Source organism: Stenotrophomonas sp. STM01 (assembly GCF_014852135.1).
Taxonomy (GTDB): domain Bacteria; phylum Pseudomonadota; class Gammaproteobacteria; order Xanthomonadales; family Xanthomonadaceae; genus Stenotrophomonas; species Stenotrophomonas capsici.
Window position 1 is genome coordinate 635,866 of record NZ_JACVBA010000001.1, and the last position, 21,272, is coordinate 657,137.

The 21,272-nt window shown below is 68.6% G+C and carries 16 protein-coding genes and 1 tRNA gene; 4 read left to right on the forward strand and 13 right to left on the reverse strand.

Annotation, left to right across the window (positions count from 1 at the left end; translation table 11 throughout):
• The first annotated feature begins 24 nt into the window (after positions 1-24).
• Positions 25-612, forward strand: coding sequence for a ribosome biogenesis factor YjgA (gene yjgA, locus IB227_RS02905; protein WP_192286242.1), 588 nt, complete (start codon positions 25-27; stop codon positions 610-612).
• Positions 613-832: 220 nt separating this feature from the next.
• Here yjgA and tldD read toward each other — a convergent pair whose 3' ends face one another.
• From tldD to IB227_RS02925, 4 genes are read right to left on the reverse strand one after another with little or no spacing between them, the layout of a single operon-like run.
• The gene (gene tldD / locus IB227_RS02910; RefSeq protein WP_192286243.1) at positions 833-2,278 is read right to left on the reverse strand and encodes a metalloprotease TldD; all 1,446 of its coding nucleotides are present in this window, start codon (positions 2,276-2,278) and stop codon (positions 833-835) included.
• 47 nt (positions 2,279-2,325) lie between these two features.
• A complete protein-coding gene (locus IB227_RS02915) occupies positions 2,326-6,153 on the reverse strand; it encodes a YhdP family protein (RefSeq protein WP_192286244.1) in 3,828 nt (1,275 codons plus the stop codon).
• A 39-nt stretch (positions 6,154-6,192) separates the two neighbouring features.
• The gene (rng, locus tag IB227_RS02920) at positions 6,193-7,683 is read right to left on the reverse strand and encodes a ribonuclease G (protein WP_132864416.1); all 1,491 of its coding nucleotides are present in this window, start codon (positions 7,681-7,683) and stop codon (positions 6,193-6,195) included.
• A gap of 5 nt (positions 7,684-7,688) precedes the next feature.
• Positions 7,689-8,285: a Maf-like protein gene (locus IB227_RS02925; RefSeq protein ID WP_192286245.1), complete on the reverse strand. Its 597-nt coding sequence runs from the start codon at positions 8,283-8,285 to the stop codon at positions 7,689-7,691.
• A 131-nt stretch (positions 8,286-8,416) separates the two neighbouring features.
• On the opposite strand from IB227_RS02925, the gene IB227_RS02930 reads away from it, so the two are divergent.
• The 3 genes from IB227_RS02930 (at position 8,417) to IB227_RS02940 (ending at position 13,107) form a co-directional block, all read left to right on the forward strand.
• Positions 8,417-9,148 carry an SIMPL domain-containing protein gene (locus IB227_RS02930; protein WP_192286246.1) on the forward strand — a complete coding sequence of 244 codons (732 nt, stop codon included), beginning with the start codon at positions 8,417-8,419 and terminating at the stop codon, positions 9,146-9,148.
• Positions 9,149-9,450: 302 nt separating this feature from the next.
• Positions 9,451-10,113: an energy transducer TonB gene (locus tag IB227_RS02935; RefSeq protein WP_192286247.1), complete on the forward strand. Its 663-nt coding sequence runs from the start codon at positions 9,451-9,453 to the stop codon at positions 10,111-10,113.
• A 183-nt stretch (positions 10,114-10,296) separates the two neighbouring features.
• The gene (locus tag IB227_RS02940) at positions 10,297-13,107 is read left to right on the forward strand and encodes a TonB-dependent receptor (RefSeq protein ID WP_132864421.1); all 2,811 of its coding nucleotides are present in this window, start codon (positions 10,297-10,299) and stop codon (positions 13,105-13,107) included.
• Positions 13,108-13,194: 87 nt separating this feature from the next.
• On the opposite strand, the gene IB227_RS02945 is transcribed toward IB227_RS02940, so the two are convergent.
• From IB227_RS02945 to IB227_RS02985, 9 genes are all read right to left on the reverse strand, one after another.
• Positions 13,195-13,271: transfer RNA gene (locus tag IB227_RS02945), tRNA-Asn, on the reverse strand.
• Between the two features lie 24 nt (positions 13,272-13,295).
• Positions 13,296-13,766, reverse strand: coding sequence for a 23S rRNA (pseudouridine(1915)-N(3))-methyltransferase RlmH (gene rlmH, locus IB227_RS02950; RefSeq protein ID WP_132864423.1), 471 nt, complete (start codon positions 13,764-13,766; stop codon positions 13,296-13,298).
• Positions 13,767-13,841: 75 nt separating this feature from the next.
• Positions 13,842-14,252 carry a ribosome silencing factor gene (gene rsfS, locus IB227_RS02955; protein WP_132864424.1) on the reverse strand — a complete coding sequence of 137 codons (411 nt, stop codon included), beginning with the start codon at positions 14,250-14,252 and terminating at the stop codon, positions 13,842-13,844.
• A 58-nt stretch (positions 14,253-14,310) separates the two neighbouring features.
• Positions 14,311-15,000: a nicotinate-nucleotide adenylyltransferase gene (nadD, locus tag IB227_RS02960; protein WP_192286248.1), complete on the reverse strand. Its 690-nt coding sequence runs from the start codon at positions 14,998-15,000 to the stop codon at positions 14,311-14,313.
• Position 15,001: 1 nt separating this feature from the next.
• Entirely contained in the window at positions 15,002-16,042 is a 1,041-nt protein-coding gene (holA, locus tag IB227_RS02965) for a DNA polymerase III subunit delta (RefSeq protein ID WP_192286249.1), read from the reverse strand.
• A gap of 43 nt (positions 16,043-16,085) precedes the next feature.
• Positions 16,086-16,658: an LPS assembly lipoprotein LptE gene (lptE, locus tag IB227_RS02970; protein ID WP_192286250.1), complete on the reverse strand. Its 573-nt coding sequence runs from the start codon at positions 16,656-16,658 to the stop codon at positions 16,086-16,088.
• A 192-nt stretch (positions 16,659-16,850) separates the two neighbouring features.
• Positions 16,851-19,493: a leucine--tRNA ligase gene (gene leuS / locus IB227_RS02975; protein ID WP_192286251.1), complete on the reverse strand. Its 2,643-nt coding sequence runs from the start codon at positions 19,491-19,493 to the stop codon at positions 16,851-16,853.
• Positions 19,494-19,668: 175 nt separating this feature from the next.
• Entirely contained in the window at positions 19,669-20,256 is a 588-nt protein-coding gene (locus IB227_RS02980; RefSeq protein ID WP_192286252.1) for a DUF998 domain-containing protein, read from the reverse strand.
• Positions 20,257-20,436: 180 nt separating this feature from the next.
• Complete coding sequence (locus IB227_RS02985; protein WP_192286253.1) at positions 20,437-21,219, reverse strand: OmpA family protein; 783 nt, start codon at positions 21,217-21,219, stop codon at positions 20,437-20,439.
• Between the last annotated feature and the right edge of the window lie 53 nt (positions 21,220-21,272).

A 21,272-nucleotide genomic window follows, 5' to 3' on the forward strand; every position in this document is an offset into this window, starting at 1 on the left:
TGAAGTTTAGTGGGTAGCAGTGCGATGCGTGGACGTGACGAAGACACCGGTGAGTTTTTCAGTGAAAGCCGCAGCCAGAACCGGCGCGAGGCGCTGGAAGTGCTGGCCCTGGGTGAAAAGCTGGTGGACCTGACCCCGGCCCAGTTGGCACGCCTGCCGATCCCCGAAGGCCTGCTGGAGCACATCGAGTACACCAAGCGCATCACCTCGCACGGCGCGCGCAAGCGTCAGCTGGCCTTCCTGGCCAAGCAGATGCGGCGCGAGGAAGATGAAACCCTGGAAGCGATCCGCGACGCGATGGACGCCAACAGCGAAACCTCCCGTCGCGAAGTGGCCATCATGCACCGCATGGAGCGTTGGCGTGAGCGCCTGATGGCCGAGGGCGATGCCGCGCTGGCCGAACTGCTGGACGAGCACCCGGACGCCGACCGCCAGCAGCTGCGCACCCTGGTACGCAATGCGTTGGCGGAAAAGGCCAGGAACAAGCCGCCGCGCGCCTACCGCGAGATCTACCAGGTGCTGCGTGGGCTGATGTTGACGCCGCAGGCAACCGCAGGGCTGGAAGCCGAAGCGGACGACGAAGACGAAGCGCTGGACGACGACCAGGCATAAGGGCTTCGGCTCCTTGGTGGATTGGTGTTCTCGGCGGTTCGTACGGTAAAGCAGGAGCATTGCCCCCATCCGCCCCATTGGGGCACCTTCTCCCGCAGGCGGGAGAAGGGTTATGACTTCCCGCACCGTGGCAGCTCAAGCCTCACGCAGACCGCCCTTCTCCCGTGCGCGGGAGAAGGTGCCCCGAAGGGGCCGATGAGGGCGCTGTCCGCCGCCAACCTCAGGCCTGCGTACCGCCCACCGTCAGGCCATCGATCAACAGCGACGGCTGGCCCACGCCGACCGGCACGCTCTGGCCATCCTTGCCGCAGATGCCCACGCCTTCGTCCAGCGCCAGGTCGTTGCCGATCATGCGCACCTTCTGCATGGTCTCCGGGCCGTTGCCGATCAGGGTCGCGCCCTTCACCGGCGCGGTGACCTTGCCATCCTCGATCAGGTAGGCCTCGGTGGCCGAGAACACGTACTTGCCGCTGGTGATGTCGACCTGGCCGCCGCCGAAGTTGACCGCGTACAGGCCCTTCTTCACCGAACGGATCATTTCCTGCGGATCGTGGTTGCCGGCACGCATGTAAGTGTTGGTCATGCGCGGCATGGTCATGTGCGCGAACGATTCACGACGGCCGTTGCCGGTCGGTGCCACGCCCATCAGGCGCGCGTTGAGCGTGTCCTGCATGTAGCCGACCAGGATGCCGTCCTCGATCAGCGTGGTGCACTGGGTCGGGGTGCCTTCGTCGTCGATGTTGAGCGAGCCGCGACGGCCATCGAGCGTGCCGTCGTCGACGATGGTCACGCCCGGCGAGGCCACGCGCTCGCCGATGCGGCCGGCGTAGACGCTGGTGCCCTTGCGGTTGAAGTCGCCTTCCAGGCCGTGGCCCACCGCCTCGTGCAGCAGCACGCCCGGCCAGCCCGGGCCAAGCACCACCGGCATCACCCCGGCCGGGGCCGGGATCGCCTCCAGGTTCACCAGCGCCTGGCGCAGGGCCTCGCGGGCGAAACCTTCCGGGCGGTCGGCGGCGAACAGTTCCTCGTAGCTGTAACGTCCACCGCCGCCGGCATAGCCGGACTCGCGGCGCCCGTTCTGCTCGACGATCACCTGCACGTTCAGCCGCACCAGCGGGCGTACGTCGGCGGCGAGCACGCCATCGCTGCGCGCGATCAGCACGGTGTCCACGCCACCGGACAGGCTCACCATCACCTGCTGCACGCGCGGGTCGGCCGCGCGCAGGTAACGGTCCAGCCGCTTGAGCACCTCGACCTTGGCCTCGTTGCCCAGGCTGTCCACCGGGTCCAGCGCCGGGTACAGCGCGCGGCCACTGCCACGCACCAGCGACTGCACGTTCTGTGCCCCGCCTTCGCGGGAGATGGCGCGCGCCGACTGCGCGGCCGCCAGCAACGCCGCCGGCTGGATGTCGTCGGAATAGGCGAAGCCGGTCTTCTCGCCGGCGATGGCGCGCACGCCCACACCCTGCTCGATGGAATGGGCGCCGTCCTTGACGATGCCGTCCTCCACGCTCCAGCTCTCGCGCCGCGAATGCTGGAAATACAGGTCGCCGAAGTCCACCCCCGGCCCCAGCAGGGTGCCGAAGGTGCGTTCGAGGCGGTTGGCGTCCAGGCCGGCCGGCAGCAGCAGGCGGGTCTCGGCAAGCGTGAGGGTGTTATCGGTCATGACTATCCAGATGGGGGCGGGCCCGCGCGAGGCAAGCCGGCGGTGAATCAGGGGGTGCGGGCGGCGTCAGTGGCGGCGGGCGGCGGCGCGGCGCGGGTTTCGTCGCGGTCGATCACCTCCACCTTGGGATCCTTCCATGGGCCGGTCACCTTGTAGGTCTTGGCGCCAATGGTACCCAGCGGCTTGCCGAGCACGGCGTTGGCCGCCGCGCCCACCGCCGCCCCGACCGGGCCGCCGGCCACGGCACCGACCACGGCCAGCAGGTTGCCCGAGCGCGGGTTGACGTCGATGGTCTGGTCGAACTGCTGGCTGCGCAGGTCAGCCTGGCCACGGATGGTGATGTCGGCGGCCGGTGACTCGATGCCAATCCGGTCGGTACTGGCCAGGCCACCGGCGAAGCGCACATGTCCTTCGACGTGGTTGAAGGCCAGGCCCTTGGAAAACAGGTCGCGGAAGTCGAACAGCAGCCGGCGCGGCAGCTGGGCCACGCTGAGCAGGCCCAGCACGCGGCCGGCGCCGGGCTCCACTTCCAGCAGCTGGCCATTGCGCACGCTCATGTCCAACCCGCCTTCCAGGCTGGCGGCGCTGAAGGCCATCGGTGAACCGTTCCAGCCGGCCTGCAGCTGCACGCGTCCCTCGCCGCCGCGCACCTGGCCGCCGTAGCCCAGCCGCTGCAGCAGGTCGCCCAGGTCTTCGGTCTGCACGTTGGCGCTCATCTGCGTGGCCGCACGTGCACCGACGCCACGCCACGTGCCCTGCAGGTCGATGACCTGCCTGGGCGCGCGCACCTGCAGCTCCTGCACCTGCAGGCCGTCGGGCAAGGGCCGGGTCCTCAGGCGGGTCTGGCCCAGCTTGAGCGCACCGAACTCCAGGTCGCCGATATCCAGTGCCAGCGGCGGGATGTTGGCCGGGTTCATCGGTGCGAGCGGGGTGTCCGAGGACTCCACCGTCGCCGCCTGGGCCGCCTGCCAATGCACCCGGTCCAGCTGCCCGCTGACGGTTCCACCATCGGCGGTGGGAATGTGCAGGCTGCCGGCCAGCGCCGGGCCATTGAGCTGCACCGCGACCGCATCGGCCCCGGGGCGCAGCTGCAGACGGGTCTGTTCGAAGCGCCCGCCGATCAGCAACAACTGGTCGGCCAGCACGTCCACCTGCTTCAGCGCCAACCCGCCCGGGTCGCTGGAATCGCCGCCCTTGGCCAGGCTGATCCACTCCAGCGCATCCAGCGACGGTGTGCGGCCATTGACCATCAGGCCATCGGCCGGCGGCTCGTGGTCGACCCGGTCGCTGCCCATCGTCACCTGCACGCCGGTCTTGCCATTCTGGCTGCGCGCGGCCAAGGCCATCACCTTGCCGAAGGCGACGTCGATGCGGCCGGCGCCCATCGGCAGCGCCGCCTGCACGTGCGTGGGCAGTGCGTCGGCCGCAGGTTTGTTGAGCGGCGCCGGCAACTGCAGGCGGGTGCCCTGCAGGTTCGAATCCAGGGTCAGCAGGGTCGGTGCCGCGGTGCGTGCGCCCACTGCGGTCGCCGGCAGGGTGACGCCCACGGTCCAGTCCGAGGTGCCATGGATGTACGGTTTCAACCAGCCCAGTTCCGGCGCGCGATCGAGCAGCTTGCCCGCGTCCAGGGCAGCGGTCAGCTCGGCCTCGAAGGCATGCGAGGCATCCTTCACCGGCGTGCCGGCGCGCAGGGCCAGCACGCCATCCCGCTCCTGGTGGCGCACCTGCAGCGCCGGTGCCTCGAAGCCGCCGCCGCTGTAGTTGATCTTGCCGCGCACATTGTCGAACTGCAGGTCCCAGCGCTTGTCGGCCATCTGCACGCCGCGCAGGTCCACGTCGCCCTGCAGCACGCCGGGACCCTCATCGCGGTGCAGCGGCAGCATCAGGTCGAAGTTGACCGCCGCCGGGCCGCGCAGGGCCAGGTTGTCCAGCGTGTCGCCGTAGCTGGCCTGCAGCGGGCTCTGCCGCAGCATCGCCAGCAGGCGGTTGCTGTCGTCGGCGGTGGTCGCCTTGACCTGCAACCGCGACTGCCCCCAGTCGGCGATGCCAGCCTGGATCTGGTCGACCTTCACGCCGGCCAGTTCGCCCTTGCCGTGCACGTCGAAGCCAGCGCCGATGAAGGTGATGTCCGCATCCATCCGGCGCATCACCGGCCAGTCCTGGTGGAAACGGATGCTGCCATCGACGATGTGCCCACCGGCCTCGAACCGACCGTTGTTGCCCTTGAACGGCCAATCATCCAGGTCGCCCACCGCCAGGCCGGTGGCGCCGCGCAGGGTGCCGTCGACCAGCGCCGCGTCCAACCAGTCCACCGCGGCCTTGCTCATGCTCGAACGTACCCAGAACCCCTTCGCGGCGGTCAGCGGCACGTCGTCGATCTTGGCCGCCAGGTTGATCCACGGCCGCGTGCCGTCGCCCTGGAACCACAGGCCGCCGCGCACGTCGGCGGCGTAATCCTTGCCCTGCACGCGCAGGGCCGGCGTCCCCACCTGCCAGCCGGCACCTTCGCGCCAGCCGATCACCTGCCCGGACAACTGCAGCTCATGCAGCACGCCGAAACCGGTGGGCCAATCGAAGCGCACGACGTGGTCGGGGCGCAGGTCCAGCGACACCGCCTGCCCGTCGCCTTCGAAATGTCCGCGCAGGCCACTGACGCCCGGGCTGTTGCCGACGGTGCGGAAACTGGCATCGAGGAGTTCACCCTCGGCACGCACCGGGCCATCCGCGCTGCCGGCGATACGCACGTCACCGAAACGCATGCTCGGCCGCGACTGGTACAGCCAGCGGCGCAGGCCAGGCTCGACCCGGTCGCTCAATGCCGCCACCTGGAGCAGCGGCGCCACGTCCAACTGTTGTCCCCGCAGCGCGAAATGCTTGCCGCCGGCCAGCAACAGGCCGTCGAGCACCTGCGACCCCGCGCTGGTACCGTCGTTGATGCGCAGGCGCGGTGCGTCCACCCGCCAGCCGCCATCCAGCGCGGTCCAGCGCGCGCGCAGCTGCAGGTTGCGGAAGCTCACGCCCGGCGCCGCGGTCGCGCTCTGCAGCGGCGCGCCGGACAGCTGCACCTGCTCCAGTTCGCCTTCGGCGGTCACCGCGACCACGCGGTGGTCCTGCAACTGCACCCAGGCATTCAACTCGCCGCTACCCTGGCGTACCTGCACGCCGGCCACCTGCAGCAACGGCGACCACGCGGCCAGGTCGGCCGGCTCGGCTGCGAACCAGGCCTGGCCATCGCCTTGCCTGCGCTGGAAATCCAGCACCGCCGTCAGTGGCGGCGCCTGGGTGTTGATCCAGCCCCTCGCGCCGACGCGCAGGCGCTGGCCATCCACGCGCAGGCGTACGTCCACGCGTGGAATCCGGGTCTGGATGCCGATCGACGGTGCCATCACCTGCAGTTGCCCGCCGATGACCTGCAGCTCGCCCAGGCGGCGCAGGGCCTCCAACGGGTCGCCGCCACTTTCGCTGCTGGGCAGGCCACGCACCGACCAGCGCCCGTCATCGGCGCGCTCCAGGGTCAGCGCCAACCCGCGCAGGCGCAGTTCGGTCAGCGGCTCGCCCGGCAGCAGGCCCGAGTACATCGCCACCAGCACCTCGGCCTGCCCCACCCGCACGCCATTGCCCTGGCCGATGCGCAGCCCGTCAAGCTGCAGCAGGGGGCCACGCCGCGTCCAGCGCGTGTCCAGCCGGTCGAACGCCACCGGCAGGCCGGCGCGTTCACTCAACCACGCGGCGACCTTGTCCGGGTGCGACTCCACCATCGGCAGCAGTTGGCTGATCGTCCCGACCAGCAACGCCACGGCCACGAGCACGACCGCCAGTGCGATGAGCACATGACGGCGGAGGTGACGCAGCCGATAGCGCAACAGCGTGGTCATCGGACCACGCCGTCCTCCCTGACGGGGGTATGGCTGCGGTCAGAGCAGCACGACATCGAACTGTTCCTGCAGGTACTGGTCATCGGCCTGGAAGCGGATGCTCTTGCCGAGGAATTCCTCCAGCTCGGCCACCGCCGCGGACTCCTCGTCGGTGATCCGCGCCACCACCTTGGTCGAGGCGATCACCAGCAGGCGCGCGGCGTCGAACTGGCGCACCGCGCGGGTGATCTCGCGGAAGATCTCGTAGGTCACCGTCTCGGCGGTCTTGATGCTGCCGCGCCCGCTGCACTGCGGGCAGGTCTCGGACAACTGCCGCTCCAGGCTCTCCACGGTGCGCTTGCGGGTCATCTCCACCAGGCCCAGCGGCGAGAAGTCGTAGACGGTGGTCTTGGCATGGTCGCGGGTGAGCGCCTTCTCCAGCGTGCGCAGCACCTGCCGGCGGTGCTCCGGATCATCCATGTCGATGAAGTCGATGATGATGATCCCGCCCAGGTTGCGCAGCCGCAGCTGCCGGGCCACCGTCTGCGCCGCCTCCAGGTTGGTGCGGAACACGGTTTCCTCCAGGTTGCGCTGGCCAACGAAGGAACCGGTGTTGACGTCGATGGTGGTCATCGCCTCGGTCTGGTCGATGACCAGGTAGCCGCCGGACTTGAGCGGCACCTGCTTGTTCAACGCGCGGACGATCTCGTCCTCCACGCCGAACATGTCGAAGATCGGGCGGTCGCCGGTGTACAGCTCCAGCTTCTCGTCCAGCACCGGCATGTACTTGGCGACGAACGCCTTGAGCTGGTTGAAGGTTTCCTTGGAGTCCACCTTGACCTTGTCCACGTCCTTGCGGATCAGGTCGCGCACCGAGCGCAGCGGCAGGCTCAGGTCCTCGTAGATGATGCTGGCCGGCGGCGCCTCGCGGCCACGCCGCTCGACCACGTTCCAGACCCGCGACAGGTAGGAGATGTCCTCGGCCAACGCCTCGGCCGGCTGGCCCTCGGCGTTGGTGCGCACGATGTAGCCATAGCCGCCGTGCTGGGCGGAGATCTCGGTGACCAGCGCCTTGAGCCGGGCCCGCTCGGCCTCGTCCTCGATCCGCGCCGACACACCGACCATCTTGGACTGTGGCAGCAGCACCAGGTAGCGCGAGGGAATGCTGATCTGCGTGGTCAGGCGCGCGCCCTTGGTCCCGATCGGGTCCTTGACCACCTGCACCACCACGTCCTGGCCGTCGCGCAGCAGCTCCACGATCGGCACCGAGGAGGGCAGCGGCAGGCTGGGCGCGGTTTCCTCGGTGTCGGCCGCCACCGGTGCCGGGCGCACCACGTCGTTGGCGTGCAGGAACGCCGCGCGCTCCAGGCCGACCTCGACGAAGGCGGCCTGCATGCCCGGCATGACCCGCTGCACCTTGCCCTTGTAGATGTTGCCGACCACGCCACGGCGCCAGCCGCGCTCGATGTGCAGCTCCTGCAGCATGCCGTTCTCGATCACCGCCACGCGGGTTTCGCGCGGGGTGACATTCACCAGGATCTCTTCGGACACGTCCCTTACTCCCCCTTGTCCATGGAATCGTCTGCCGCCACGGCACCGAAGGCCGCCAGCAGCGTGGCCGTCTGTTGCAGCGGCAGGCCCATCACCCCCGAATAGCTGCCCGACAGATGGCGGATATGGCGTTCGGCCCCGCCCTGGATGGCATAGGCGCCTGCCTTGCCCATCGGCTCGCCGGTGGCCACGTAGGCGGCAATCTGCGCCGCGCTCATCGGCGCGAAGCTGACCTCGGAGGTGACCACCTCCAGCGCGTGCCGCCCAGCCGCGGCCAGGGCCACCGCCGTGATCACCTGGTGGGTACGCCCGGCCAGCGAGGCCAGCATGGCCGCCGCATCGGCCGCATCGACGGGCTTGCCGTAGACACGGTCCCCGAGCACGACCTCGGTGTCCGAGCCCAGCACCACCGCCTGCGGGTCGTCAGCCACCCGCGCCAGCCCGGCCAACGCCTTGTCCAGCGCCACCCGTCGCACGTACGCTTCGGCCGACTCCTCGGCCCCACGTACTTCGGGGACTTCCAGGTCCAGGGCGCGGAACGGCACGCCAAGGCGCGTCAGCAGTTCATTTCGGCGGGGCGAACGGGAGGCGAGATAAAGCATCGCGGAAGGATAACCTGAGGGGACTGCCTGAATGATTGGCAAAGATGCCAAAGTGGTGACAACCCCGGGCCGGCTCACCACCCGTTCATCGCCCTGACTTCACTTTCACGATCCATCCAAGGAGGACCACCATGCGCCATCTCACCCTCGCCCCGCTGCTGCTGTCCCTGTCACTCGTCCTGGGAGCCCCGATGACCGCCCATGCCCAAACCGTCCCCACCGCCGTGGCCAGTGACGCCACCCTGCTGAACATCTCCGCCCAGGCCGAAGCCAAGCGGGTGCCGGACGTGGCGACCCTGTCGGCCGGCGTGGTCACCCAGGCCGTGGACGGCAACACCGCCATGCGCGAGAACGCGGTGCAGATGGACAAGGTGATGGCCGCGATCAAGGCCGCCGGCATCGCCGAGCGCGACATCCAGACCAGCGGCATCAACCTCAACCCGCAGTACCGCTACGCCGAGAACGAAGCGCCGAAGATCACCGGCTACCAGGCCACCAACACGGTCAGCCTGAAAGTGCGTGACATCACCAAGCTCGGCCGGGTGCTGGACAGCCTGGCCGCGCAGGGCGCCAACCAGATCAATGGCCCCAGCTTCGAGATCGACCAGCCCGAGCCGGTCTACGACGAAGCCCGTCTGGCCGCACTGAAGAAGGCCCAGGCCCGTGCGGAGACCTATGCCAAGTCGCTGGGCCTGCGCGTGCGCCGCATCGTCAGCATCTCCGAAGGCAGCCAGGGCGGCTTCCGCCCGATGCCGATGATGGCCATGGCCCGCTCGGCCAAGGCCGAGATGGACACCTCGGTGTCGCCGGGCGAAAGCAGCGTCTCGGTCAACCTGGACGTGGTGTTCGAACTGGGTCGCTGAGCCCGGGTCATGCTCGACGACAACGGCGCCCTCGGGCGCCGTTGTCGTTTCAAGGCTCCAGGCACCCACGCCGCTGCCACACCTGGGCCTCCCGATCGTGCTCCGCCTGCCACCGCCGGGCATGGGACCGGGCTGGGCCCCACCGCGCTCCGTTGCTGTCTGGCAGATAACCGGAAACCGGACCCCTGCTTGTCGGCACGCGCGATTGCAGGCGCTATGGCCTTACGCGGGCCGGAACCTGCAACCCCGTCCTGTGTCACCGCGCGTTGTTCCTTGTACACGCCCACGCATGGAGGTGGTTTATGGTCCGCACGCAGCATCGTGTCCCCTCGCTCCACGTCGAACCGTCCCGCATCTTCGCCTACAGCACGGCGCTGGCCCTGCATGTACTGGCCGCCGGACTGCTGTTGATCCCCCTGTCCCAGGTCCCGGTGCGCAGCGATGCGGTGCGTGAACCCCGTTGGCAGGTTCCGGACACCAAACCCATCGAACCACCGCCGCCGATTCCCCCGACCATCCCGGTCAGCAAGACCCCGGCACCACCGAAGCAACCGGCGCTGCCGGCGCCGGTGGAAACCGCCCCGATGCCGGTGTTCCCCTCCGAAGCGGTGATCACCGCGCCGGTCGACGTGGCCCCGGTCGCCGACCCCACCCCTGCCATCGATTCGATCGCACCGGCCACGCCGCTGCAGGGCGTGCAACTGCGCTATGAGCGGGCCCCAGCCCCCACCTACCCGATCGATGCGCTGCGCGCCGGCATCGAAGGCACGGTGCTGCTGCGGGTGCTGGTCGGCCAGGACGGCAAGCCACTGGAAGTCAGCATCGAACGCAGCAGCGGCAACCGCAGCCTGGACAACGCCGCACGCACCCAGGTGCTGCGTCGCTGGAAGTTCCAGCCGGCCACCGACGGCGGACACGCCGTGCAGGCCTACGGGATCATCCCGATCGACTTCAAGGTCGGCTGAGTTGCTGAATGGCCCGCAAGGAGGGGCTTGCTGAACCCTTCCTTGCGGGCAAGCTGAAAACCGCCCCTGTTAATCGATTTTTCACCTCTCCGTCATCTCCAGCGAACCTAGATTCGCGGCCGTCGATGTTCTTCGGCCGCGCCTTCTGGCGGCCATTTCCGCAGTTCCACTGGAGAGATGACTGTGAAACATCCGACTCGCCGGCATTCCGCCTGCCGCCCCACCCGACTTTGCAGTTCCCTTTCACGCCTGCTGCTGGTACCCACCGCCCTGCTCGCCACCGCCCCCCTGGCCATGGCCCAGGATGAAAAGGCCACCACCCTGGACCGGATAACCGTCACCGGTTCCAACATTCCCCGCGCCACCACCGAAACCGCGTCGCCGGTGCAGATCATCACCCGCCAGGAGATCGACCGCACCGGCAAGGCCACCATCGCCGAGTACCTGCAGACCCTGACCAGCGACGGCGCCGGCTCCATCCCCAAGAGCTTCGGCACCGGCTTTGCCGGCGGCGGCTCGGGCATCTCGCTGCGCGGCCTGGGTGCCGCGTCGACCCTGGTGCTGCTCAATGGCCGACGCATGGCCCCGTACGGCCTGGCCGACGACGGGCAGAAGGTGTTCACCGACCTGAGCGTCATTCCGATGGATGCGGTCGAACGGGTTGAAGTGCTCAAGGACGGCGCCTCGGCCATCTACGGTTCGGACGCCATCGCCGGCGTGGTCAACATCATCCTGCGCCGCGACTTCACCGGCGCCATGCTCAAGGCGTCCTACGGCACGTCCGGCGACAGCGACGGCGATGCGCGCAAGGCATCGCTGACCGCCGGCGTCGGCAACCTCGATGAGGACGGCTTCAACGCCTTCGTCAGCATCGACGTCAGCAAGACCGACGGCATCCGCATCTCCGACCGCCGCGACCGCAAGTGGATCGGCAACGGCGACCTGAGCCGCTACGGCTTTGATCGGGTCGCCGGCGGCCAGTTCTTCCCGCTCAACGGCGCGATCACCGCCGGCGGCACGGTGGCCGGCAACTCGCCAGTGGGCAGCATCCGCGACCCCGCCACCGGCCTGTACCAATCGCTGCCCGGGTGCGCGCAGTTCTCCCGCATCACGCCGGTGGACCCCGGTGGCGGCTGCCTGTGGGAAACGCAGGACTTCCGCAGCCTCACCCCCAGCGAGGAGTTCGGCAACCTGTTCGCGCGCGGCACCTTCGCGCTGTCGGACAACTTCGAGATGTACGGCGAGTTCGGCTACTCGAAGAAGAAGACCGAGTTCTACAACACACCCAACGGCGTGTCCGGCTCGTGGGGCTACCCGGGAGGCCCGGTGAACGCCAGCAGCGGCAGCGGCGCCACCGTGCTGGGCGCCGCCCATCCGGACAACCCGCTCGGCGTGGACGCGCGCCTGCGCTATGCCGCGTTCGACGTGGGCCCGCGCGTGACCACCAACACCAACGAGTTCACCCGCTTCCTGGTCGGGGTGAAGGGCACCGCGGGCGCATGGGACATCGACACCGCCTACCTGCACTCGGCCACGCAGCTGGTCAACGAGCGCCGGGGGTTCCTGCGCTACAGCCATGTACGTACCGCACTGACCGATCCCAACAGCCCGGTCGGCTGGTGGCGCATCGGTGCCAGCGCCGGTCAGAACACGCAGGCGCTGTATGACTACATTTCGCCGACCATCCACGCCGACGCATCGACCACGCTGGACATGATCGACTTCAAGGCCAGCCGCAGCATCGCCGACCTTGCCGGCGGCCCACTCGGTCTGGCCTTCGGTGCGGAATACCGGCGGCAGAAAGCCAACCTCGACCCGCAGAGCTACACCGACCTGGGCGACATCATCGGCCTGGGCTATTCGGCCTACAAGGGCACCCAGGAAGTAGCGGTGGCGTACGCGGAAATGGTGGCCCCGGTGCTCGAGTCACTGGAGCTCTCCGGCGCGCTGCGCGTGGACAAGTACAAGGGCGGCGATACCGCCACCACGCCGAAGGTCGGCATCAAGTGGACGCCGGCCGACTGGATCGCGGTGCGCGCCACCTATGCCGAGGGCTTCCGCGCGCCAGGGCCGGCCGAAGCCGGTGATGGTGGCCTGGCGGCCTTCAGCACCGCCCGCGACCCGGTCCGTTGCCCGGGCGGCACGCCTGCACCGGGCGCCACCGCGGCCGATTGCGCGGTCAACCTGGCCATCATCACCTCGGCCAACCCCAACCTGAAGCCGGAGGAATCCAAGAGCTACACCGTCGGCCTGGTGCTGGACCCGACGCCCACCACCACGCTGACCCTGGATGCCTGGCAGATCAAGCGCACCAACGAGATCAACCAGGGCGACACCGACCTGGCATTGGCCGCCGGGCGCGGCATCCGCAGCGACAACGACCTGCCGGGCGTTCCCAACAGCGGCAGCCTGCTGGCGGTCAGCGTGGACTACATCAACTCCGCTTCCACCACCATCCGCGGCTTCGACTTCGACATCCGCCAGCGCGTGGAAATGGGCGCCTACGGCAAGCTGCTGATGGACCTGCAGTGGACCCGGATCAACTCCTTCGAGCGCGACGATGGCACCGGCACCAAGTTCCAGTACGCCGGTACGCATGGCAACTGCGACGTCACCAACTGCATCGGCACGCCGAAGGACCGCTTCAACCTGGGCGTAACCTGGGACATGGACCGTTTCAGCGTGAGCGCGATCGGCAACTACATCGGCAGCATGGACAACGTCGCCTTCGAAGGTGACAGCTGCGCCAACCACTATGCCGATGGCAGTGATGCGCCACGTGGCTGCGAACTGCGTTCGTTCTACACCATCGACCTGTCCGGCCGCTGGCGTGCGACCGACGCGCTGGAGATCTTCGGTTCGGTCCAGAACGTCACCGACCGCATCGCGCCGCTGGATCCGTTGACCTATGGCGCGGTCAATTACAACCCGCTGCATTTCAGTGGTGCGGTGGGCCGCTACTTCACGCTCGGTGCCAAGTACACCTTCAACTGAGCCAGACGGCTGCCGCGACCCGACGGCCGCGGCAGCACGCGACGCACACAAAGAAAAAGCCGCGATTGCTCGCGGCTTTTTCGAATCTGGCGCCCGAAGTTGGACTCGAACCAACGACCCCCTGATTAACAGTCAAGTGCTCTAACCGGCTGAGCTATTCGGGCGGGGAGGCGCATTCTATACGCTAATCACGCGCGATGGTAGGGGTGGTTGGCCAACATCGCCGCCGCGCGATACAACTGCTCGGCCACCACCAGCCGCACCAGCATGTGCGGCAAGGTCAACGGACCGATCGACCACTTTTCATCGGCCACCGCCGATACCTCGGCCGCATGTCCTTCCGGGCCGCCGATCAGGAATGCCAGGTCGCGCCCCTGCGAACGCCAATGCTCCAGGCGTTGCGCCAACTGCTCGGAACTGAGCTGCCGGCCCGGTACGTCCAGCGCGACCACATAGGGATTCTTCGGCAACGCCGCCAACACGCGCTTGCCCTCGTCCTCGATCGCGCGCTTCGGGTCCCTGCCCTTGCCACGCAGGCCCGGCTCGATCTCGACCAGCTCCAGCGGCAACCAGTGCGACAGGCGCTTCTGGTACTCGGCGAAGCCCTGCGCGACCCAGGACGGCGCACGTTCGCCGGTGGCAATCAACTTGGCTTTCATCGGCACGCTCCGGCGCGGCGGGGTCAAATGGAAACGGCGCCCTGCGGCGCCGTCATGGCTGCTACGGCGGGGCGATCAGCCCTGCTGCGCGTCCTCGTCGTCCGACGGCGGCTGGTCACCCACCGTCCACAGGCGCTCCAGCGCATAGAACTCGCGCACGCGCGGCAGCATCACGTGGACGATGACGTCGCCCAGGTCCACCAGCACCCATTCCGCTTCGCGCTCGCCTTCCACGCCCAGCGGCATCACGCCCAGTTCCTTGGCAAAACGCACCACTTCGTCACCGATGGACTTGACGTGGCGGGTCGAGGTGCCCGAAGCGATCACCAGGTAATCGGCGACGCTGGACTTGCCGCGCACGTCGATCTCCACCGCATCCTTGGCCTTGATCTCTTCCAGTGCGGCGTGAACGGACGCCAGCAGGGCCGGGACGGACGGCGGCGGGCTGGGCAGTTGGGTCTTGATGACTTGGGCTTCGGTGCTCAAAGCGGCATAACTCGATGAATAAGGGGACGATTATAGAGAACCCGGCCGCTGCCGGCATTCACTGCGTGGAGGGACAGCCATACAGACCCCGTGCCTGGATGTAGGCGGCCACCGCTGCGGGCACCAGGGGCCGCCAGTTCCCGCCGCTGGCGATCAGCGCGCGCACGGCGGTGGCGGACTCGCCCTGCAGCGGTTGGCGCAGCCGCCAGACCCGCCCGGCAGGCAAGGCGGCCAGCACCTCCGGGCCGTTGGCCCAGGCCTGGCGCAGGTGGCTGGCCAGCGGCTCGGGCAGCCCATCCTCCAGTGCGCTGCCCGGACGGTCGGCCACCACGATGTGGGCCAGTGGCAGCAGGGTTTCCCATTCATGCCAGGTGGGCAGGCCCAGCAGGCTGTCCGCGCCCATCAGCAGCGCCAGCGGCCGTTGCGGTCCCTGTTCGGCCCGCAGTTCGCGCAGCGTATCCACCGTCCACGACGGTACGCCGGGCAGGCGCCGGGCCCGCTCCAGCTCACGCCGGTCCACGCGCAACGCCGGATCATCGGCGACCGCCCGCTCCAGCATCGCCGTACGGGTCTGCGCATCGGCGCCCGGTGGCGCGCGGTGCGGCGGATCGGCCGCCGGCATCAGCCGCACCGGCACCTGCAGCTCCTGCGCGGCACACCGGGCGATGGCCAGGTGGCCGTTGTGGATCGGGTCGAACGTGCCACCGTAGAACACCAGCAGCCCGCCTTCACGGCCGGCGTGCCGCATGTCAGCGCACCCGCGCCAGCAGGCGCACCGCGCGTGCTTCGGACACGGCCACCAGCAGGCGCTCCAGCGCCAGCCACGGATCACCTTCGGCGCGCCCCTTGGCCATGCGGTCAACCAGCGAGGCCTCGGCGACGAAGCGCTCCCAGCGCTTGGGGTCCGGGTGGCGCTGCAGGGCCCGCTTGAACGGTGCCTGGCGCGACTCCCAGATGCCCTTGGCCTTCATCTCGCCGGCCAGGTTGCCGCCGCTGGCCTGCACCCGGGCAAGGCCTGCGGTGAGCAGCAGTTCACGGATCAGGATCGGCATCAGCGCGGCCACGGCCTCGCCTTCGCCACGCAGGCCGGCGAGCATGCGCAGGACGGCCTGCGGCTGCCCGGAGAAGGTAGCCTCGCTGAGCCTGAATACGTCGTAGCGGGCGGCATCGGCCACCAGCGATTCCATCTTCGCCACGTCCAGCGCCTGCCCTTCGGCGAGCAGCGCCAGCTTGTCGATTTCCTGCGCGGCAGCCAGCAGGTTGCCTTCCACCCGCTCGCTCAACCGCTGCACGGCGGCCGGGTCGGCGCGCAGGCCCTTGGCCCGCAGGCGGCGCTCGATCCAGTCCCCCAGTTCATGCGGCTTGATCGCCCAGGCCACCGAGAGCACACCGATGCGGCTGACCGCTTCGGTCCATTTGCCCTGGTGCGCCTTGCTCCACTCGCCGGCGGTGATCAGCAGCACCACATCCGGCGGCGGCTGTGCGCAGAAATCACTGATGACCTCGGCGCCTTCCTTGCCCGGCTTGCCGCTGGGCAGGCGCAGTTCGACCAGGCGGCGCGCACTGAACAGGCTGGGCGCGTTGAAGCTGGAAGACAGCTGCCCCCAGTCGAAATCGCGGCCGTCGGCATCGAACACCTCGCGTTCGCCGATGCCCTCGGCGCGGGCGCGGGCGCGCACCGCGTCGGCGGCTTCGATCACGCGCAGCAGCTCGGGGCCGGCGATCAGGTAAGCCGGGGCCAGCGGTTGACCACCGATCTGCCCGGCAAGCTGTTCAGGACGCAGTTCCACGGCTCAGCCCCGCCACGCCTGCAGCGCAGTCATTCCGGGGCGCTCAATGGGCATCGCCCTTGCCGTCTGCCGGGGGAGCCGGGGGCGTTGCCTTGAGTTTCTCGGCATCGGCGCGGACAACGCTGTCGATGCGGCGCAGGATCGAGGCCGACATCTCGCGACGGAGCTCGTTGGCCAGGATCTCACGCTCGGTGGTAGTGCCGGAGGCATTCGTCGGCGGCGACACGTAGTCGCGCGCAAGCTCGATCACCTGCTCCGGCACGATGGTCGAGCCATCCGGGCGGTAGAAGCCGAACACCACCGCATAACGCAGGCTGTACTCCTGCGAGCGACCCTGCGCGTCGATGGCGATCGGCAGGTCGCCCCAGCGCTCGGAACGTACCTGCAGGCGGGCGAACTGGTCGCTGTTGGTCGGCGGCAAACCGTCGCTCTGGATCACGGTGGCGCCGGATGCATGCAAGCCCCGGTTGAGCAGCTTCACCAGCTCGCTGTAGCGCACGGTCGAATCAACGCGGACCGCAGGCGTGTCCGCCGGCAGGGTCAGCGTGTTGCGCAGATGGAAACCACAGCCGGTCAGGCCGGTGGCGAGGATCAGGGCAATCAGGGTTCGGGTCATGGGCACAGTCTGGCGGAGCCGGCCGGGAGCGGCAATAGAAAGCGGCCCGCATCATCGCGCATCACGCGTGAGCGCCAATGAAACCACGCCCTCTGCCGGCCAGGGCTGCCGGGGTGAAGCCTTCCCCCTGCCCCGTCCACGGGAACACCGGTACCCGCGGCATCACCGCGGGTACCGGGCCATCACGGCCGCTCAGGCCGCGACGATGTTGACGATCTTGCCCGGAACGATGATCACCTTGCGGATGGCCAGGCCTTCCAGGAACTTGGCCGTGTTCGGCTCTTCCTTGGCCACGGCCTCGATCAGCTCGCGCGGGGCATCGGCGGCCACTTCGATCGTGCCACGCAGCTTGCCATTGACCTGCACGGCCAGGGTCAGCGCGTCCTTGACCAGTGCCGCGGCGTCGACCTGCGGGAACGGCTGGTCTTCCAGCAGGGTCTGCGCGTTGCCCAGCAGCTGCCACATCGCGTGGCAGGCATGCGGGGTGATCGGGTTCAGCAGCAGCACGGTGGCCTGCAGGGCCTCCTGGCGCACCGCGCGGCCCTGCGCGCTGGCATCGTCGAACTTGGCCAGCGCGTTGAGCAGTTCCATCACCGCGGCGATGGCGGTGTTGAAGGCGTGGCGGCGACCATAGTCGTCACCGACCTTGCCGATCGTCTCGTGGGTCTTGCGGCGGATCGCCTTCTGCTCGGCGCTCAGCGCCGCAACGTCCAGCGCCGGCGCGCTGCCGTCGGCGGCATGCTTCTGCACCATCGTCCACAGGCGGCGCAGGAAGCGGGACATGCCGTCCACACCGGCCTCGTTCCACTCCAGCGATTGCTCCGGCGGCGCGGCGAACATCGAGAACAGGCGCACGGTGTCGGCACCGTACTTGGCCACCATCGCCTGCGGGTCGACGCCGTTGTTCTTGGACTTGGACATCTTCTCGGTGCCGCCGATCACCACCGGCTGGCCATCGCCACGCAGGGTGGCACCGGTGATGCGGCCGCGCTCGTCGCGCACCACGTCCACGTCGGCCGGATTGAACCAGTCCTTGGAACCGTCGCTGTTCTGGCGGTAGAAGGTTTCGGCGATGACCATGCCCTGGCACAACAGGTTCTGCGCCGGCTCGTTGCTCTCCACCATGCGTGCATCGCGCAGCAGCTTGTGGAAGAAGCGGAAATACATCAGGTGCAGGATGGCGTGCTCGATGCCACCGATGTACTGGTCCACCGGCAGCCAGTAGTTGCCGCGCTTGTCCACGGCCTCGCGTGCTCCCGGCGAGGTGTAGCGGGCGTAGTACCAGCTCGACTCCATGAAGGTGTCGAAGGTGTCGGTCTCGCGCTCGGCCGCGCCGCCACATTCCGGGCAGGTGGTCTTGCGCCATTCCAGGTCGGCCTTGAGCGGCGAACCGGTACCGTTGAGGGTGACGTCTTCCGGCAGCAGCACCGGCAGCTGGTCTTCCGGCACCGGCACCGCGCCGCAGGTGTTGCAGTAGATCACCGGGATCGGGCAACCCCAGTAGCGCTGGCGGCTCACGCCCCAGTCGCGCAGGCGGTAGTTGACGCGGCGCTGGCCCTGGGCCTTGCGCTCGAAGCGCTCGGCCAGCGCCTCGAAGGCGCCCTGGAAATCCAGCCCGTCGAACTCGGCGGAATTGACCAGCTCGGTTTCGCGGGTCTTGTCGGTGTACCAGTCCTGCCAACGGTTGGCGTCGTAGGTGCGCTCGTCGTCGTTCTTCGGATGCTTCAGCGCGATGACCTGCTTCTTGGGCAGGTTGTACTTGGTGGCGAACTCGAAATCGCGCTGGTCGTGTCCCGGCACCGCCATCACCGCGCCGGTGCCGTAGCCCATCAGCACGAAGTTGGCGACCCAGATCGGCACCTGTTCGCCGCTAACCGGATGGATGGCCTTCAGGCCGGTGTCCATGCCACGCTTTTCCTGGGTTTCCAGTTCAGCCTCGGACACGCCGCCCTGCTTCAGCTCGGCCAGCATCGCGGCCAGCGCCGGGTTGCTCTTGGCGGCGTGCAGGGCCAGCGGGTGCTCGCCGGCGATGGAGACGAAGCTCACGCCCATCACCGTGTCCGGGCGGGTGGTGAACACGCGCAGCGGGTCCAGCGCGGCGCCATCCACGTCACGCACGTCGAACTGGATTTCCAGGCCTTCGGAGCGGCCGATCCAGTTGCGCTGCATGGTCTTGACCGAATCCGGCCAGCCCGGCAGTTCGTCCAGGCCGTCCAGCAGTTCCTGGGCGTAGTCGGTGATGCGCAGGAACCACTGCGGGATCTCGCGCTTCTCGACCAGGGCGCCGGAGCGCCAGCCACGGCCGTCGATGACCTGCTCGTTGGCCAGCACGGTGTTGTCGACCGGGTCCCAGTTCACCACCGAGTTGCGGCGGTAGGCCAGGCCCTTGCGCATCAGGCGGGTGAACATGCGCTGCTCGTGGACGTAGTAGTCCGGCGTGCAGGTGGCGAACTCGCGCGACCAGTCGATCGCATAGCCCATCGCCTTGAACTGGCCACGCATGTGGTCGATGTTGGCGTAGGTCCACTTGGCCGGCGCGGTCTTGTTCTTGATCGCGGCATTCTCGGCCGGCAGGCCGAACGCGTCCCAGCCCATCGGCTGCAGCACGTTGTGGCCGGTCATGCGCTTGTAGCGGCTGATGACGTCGCCGATGGTGTAGTTGCGCACGTGGCCCATGTGCAGCGCACCGGACGGGTACGGGAGCATCGACAGGCAGTAGTACTTGGGCTTGTCCGAGGTCTCGCTGACCTCGAAGGCACGCGTGTCCTCCCAGAATTTCTGGGCGGCGGATTCAACCTGCTGGGGATCGTACATAGTGGGTTCGACGCTGGACATGGCAACGCTGGGCAACGGCAAAGCCGCAAAGGGTACCGCAGTGCATCATGGCACTCCAATCCAGTCCCCTCCGCTGTCCGCGGGACAAACGCAGGTCATTGATATCGCAATGGTTTCAACAAACCTGCGATGTACGCCCCCACGGTCTGTTGGCCGGTTTCCGCGTCAGCCGGGCTCAACCGCGCGTTGGCGCCAGGCGTGCCGCGCCCAGCAGCCAGACCAGCCAGCCCAGGAAGGCCAGGCGCTGGGCCATGGCGACCGGCAGGGCGATCTCGAACAGGAACGCGCTGCACAGGCTCCACAGCGCACCCCCCACCGCGAGGTTGGCCAGCGGCCGCCAGGCCGCGTCCCGGGCACTGCCAAGGCGCAATGCGAGCGCACCGGCACTGAAGCCCACCAGCCACAGCAGCCAGGCGCTGGCGTGGTACTGGCTGGCGCGGTTCTCGATGTCTTCCACGTCCAGCGGCAACAGGCCCATCGCGGCGAACGCCACCGCGGCCAGCAGCAGCATCTGCCCGCCCACCCGCAATGCGCGCGGGGCGGTCACCGGCATGCGCAGCGCCAGATCAAGCGCAGCCGCGGCAGCAAGGATGCCGGGCAGCACGAAACCCAGCATGCTGAAGGCAGTGCCGCCGGGGACGCCATGCGCGCCCAGCAGCGACACCGGATGGCGCAGCTGGTCGTACCCCTCCAGGCGCATGCCGAAACCGAACACGGCCAGCAGCCACACCACCGCCGCGACCGGACCGGCCCAGCCCCACATCTGTTTCCTGCTCGACGCCACCACGCACCCTGCCTGACCCGGGTCGCCCGCGGAACGCGGCGACCATCGGCGTCATTGTGAAGGCAGCGGCCGGCAATCGCACGGATTGCCGGCCGTTCCTTCCCCCCCCCGTTCCTTCCCCCCCCCGTTCCTTCCCCCCCCCGTTCCAGCCCTGCCCCGTCAGTTGCCGATGCCGGCGATCTCCACGCGGCGGTTCGGTGCCAGGCAGGCCACCAACGCCGCCCGGCCGCCATCGTTGCACTGGACCAGCGGCTCGGCGCTGCCGCGTCCTTCGGCACGGATCGACCCGGCCGGGATGCCCTGTTCGACCAGGTATCCGCGCACCGCCGCGGCGCGGCGCTGTGACAGGTCCCTGTTGTAGGCATCGCTGCCGATGCGATCGGTGTAGCCGATCACGGTAAGGTCCATGCTTGCACCCTGCCCGCGCACGGTGCTGGCCACCTCTGCCAACCGTGCTTTGCCGGCATCCGAAAGCTTGGCGCTGTCGAAGGCGAACAGGGCATCGGCGGCGATCCGCAGCGGTGCCGCCGCAACCGGTGGCGGCGGTGGTGCGGGTGGGGGTGGTGCGGGAGCGGGTTCGAGCAGGGCGGCGCAGCTTTCAGGCTGCCACGCGTGGCCCACCGCCACGCCGTCGTGGTCGAACTTAACCTGGAACTGGCATTGCACCGGCGTGGCCCCTACCGCCCGCCGGAAGTTGAACAGGTAGTTCCACTCCCGCACCCCCCATAGGCCTTCGTTGAAATGCGGCGTGCCCAGCAGCGTCTGCACCTGGTGCTTGTTCATGCCCGTCGCGTATTGGCGCAGGTTGTCCAGGTTCACGTAGGTGCCGCCGGCCGGGTATGCCCGTGCGGGATCCGGGAACCCCCGCTCGCGCACCTCACCCTTGCTGCTGCAGGCCGCCAGTGCCACCACCAGCGCCAGTACCGACCATTTGCTGTTCATGACTTCCCCCGCGCCCAGGCGCTGTTGTCCGGAAGCCGGTGCCAGGCACCGGC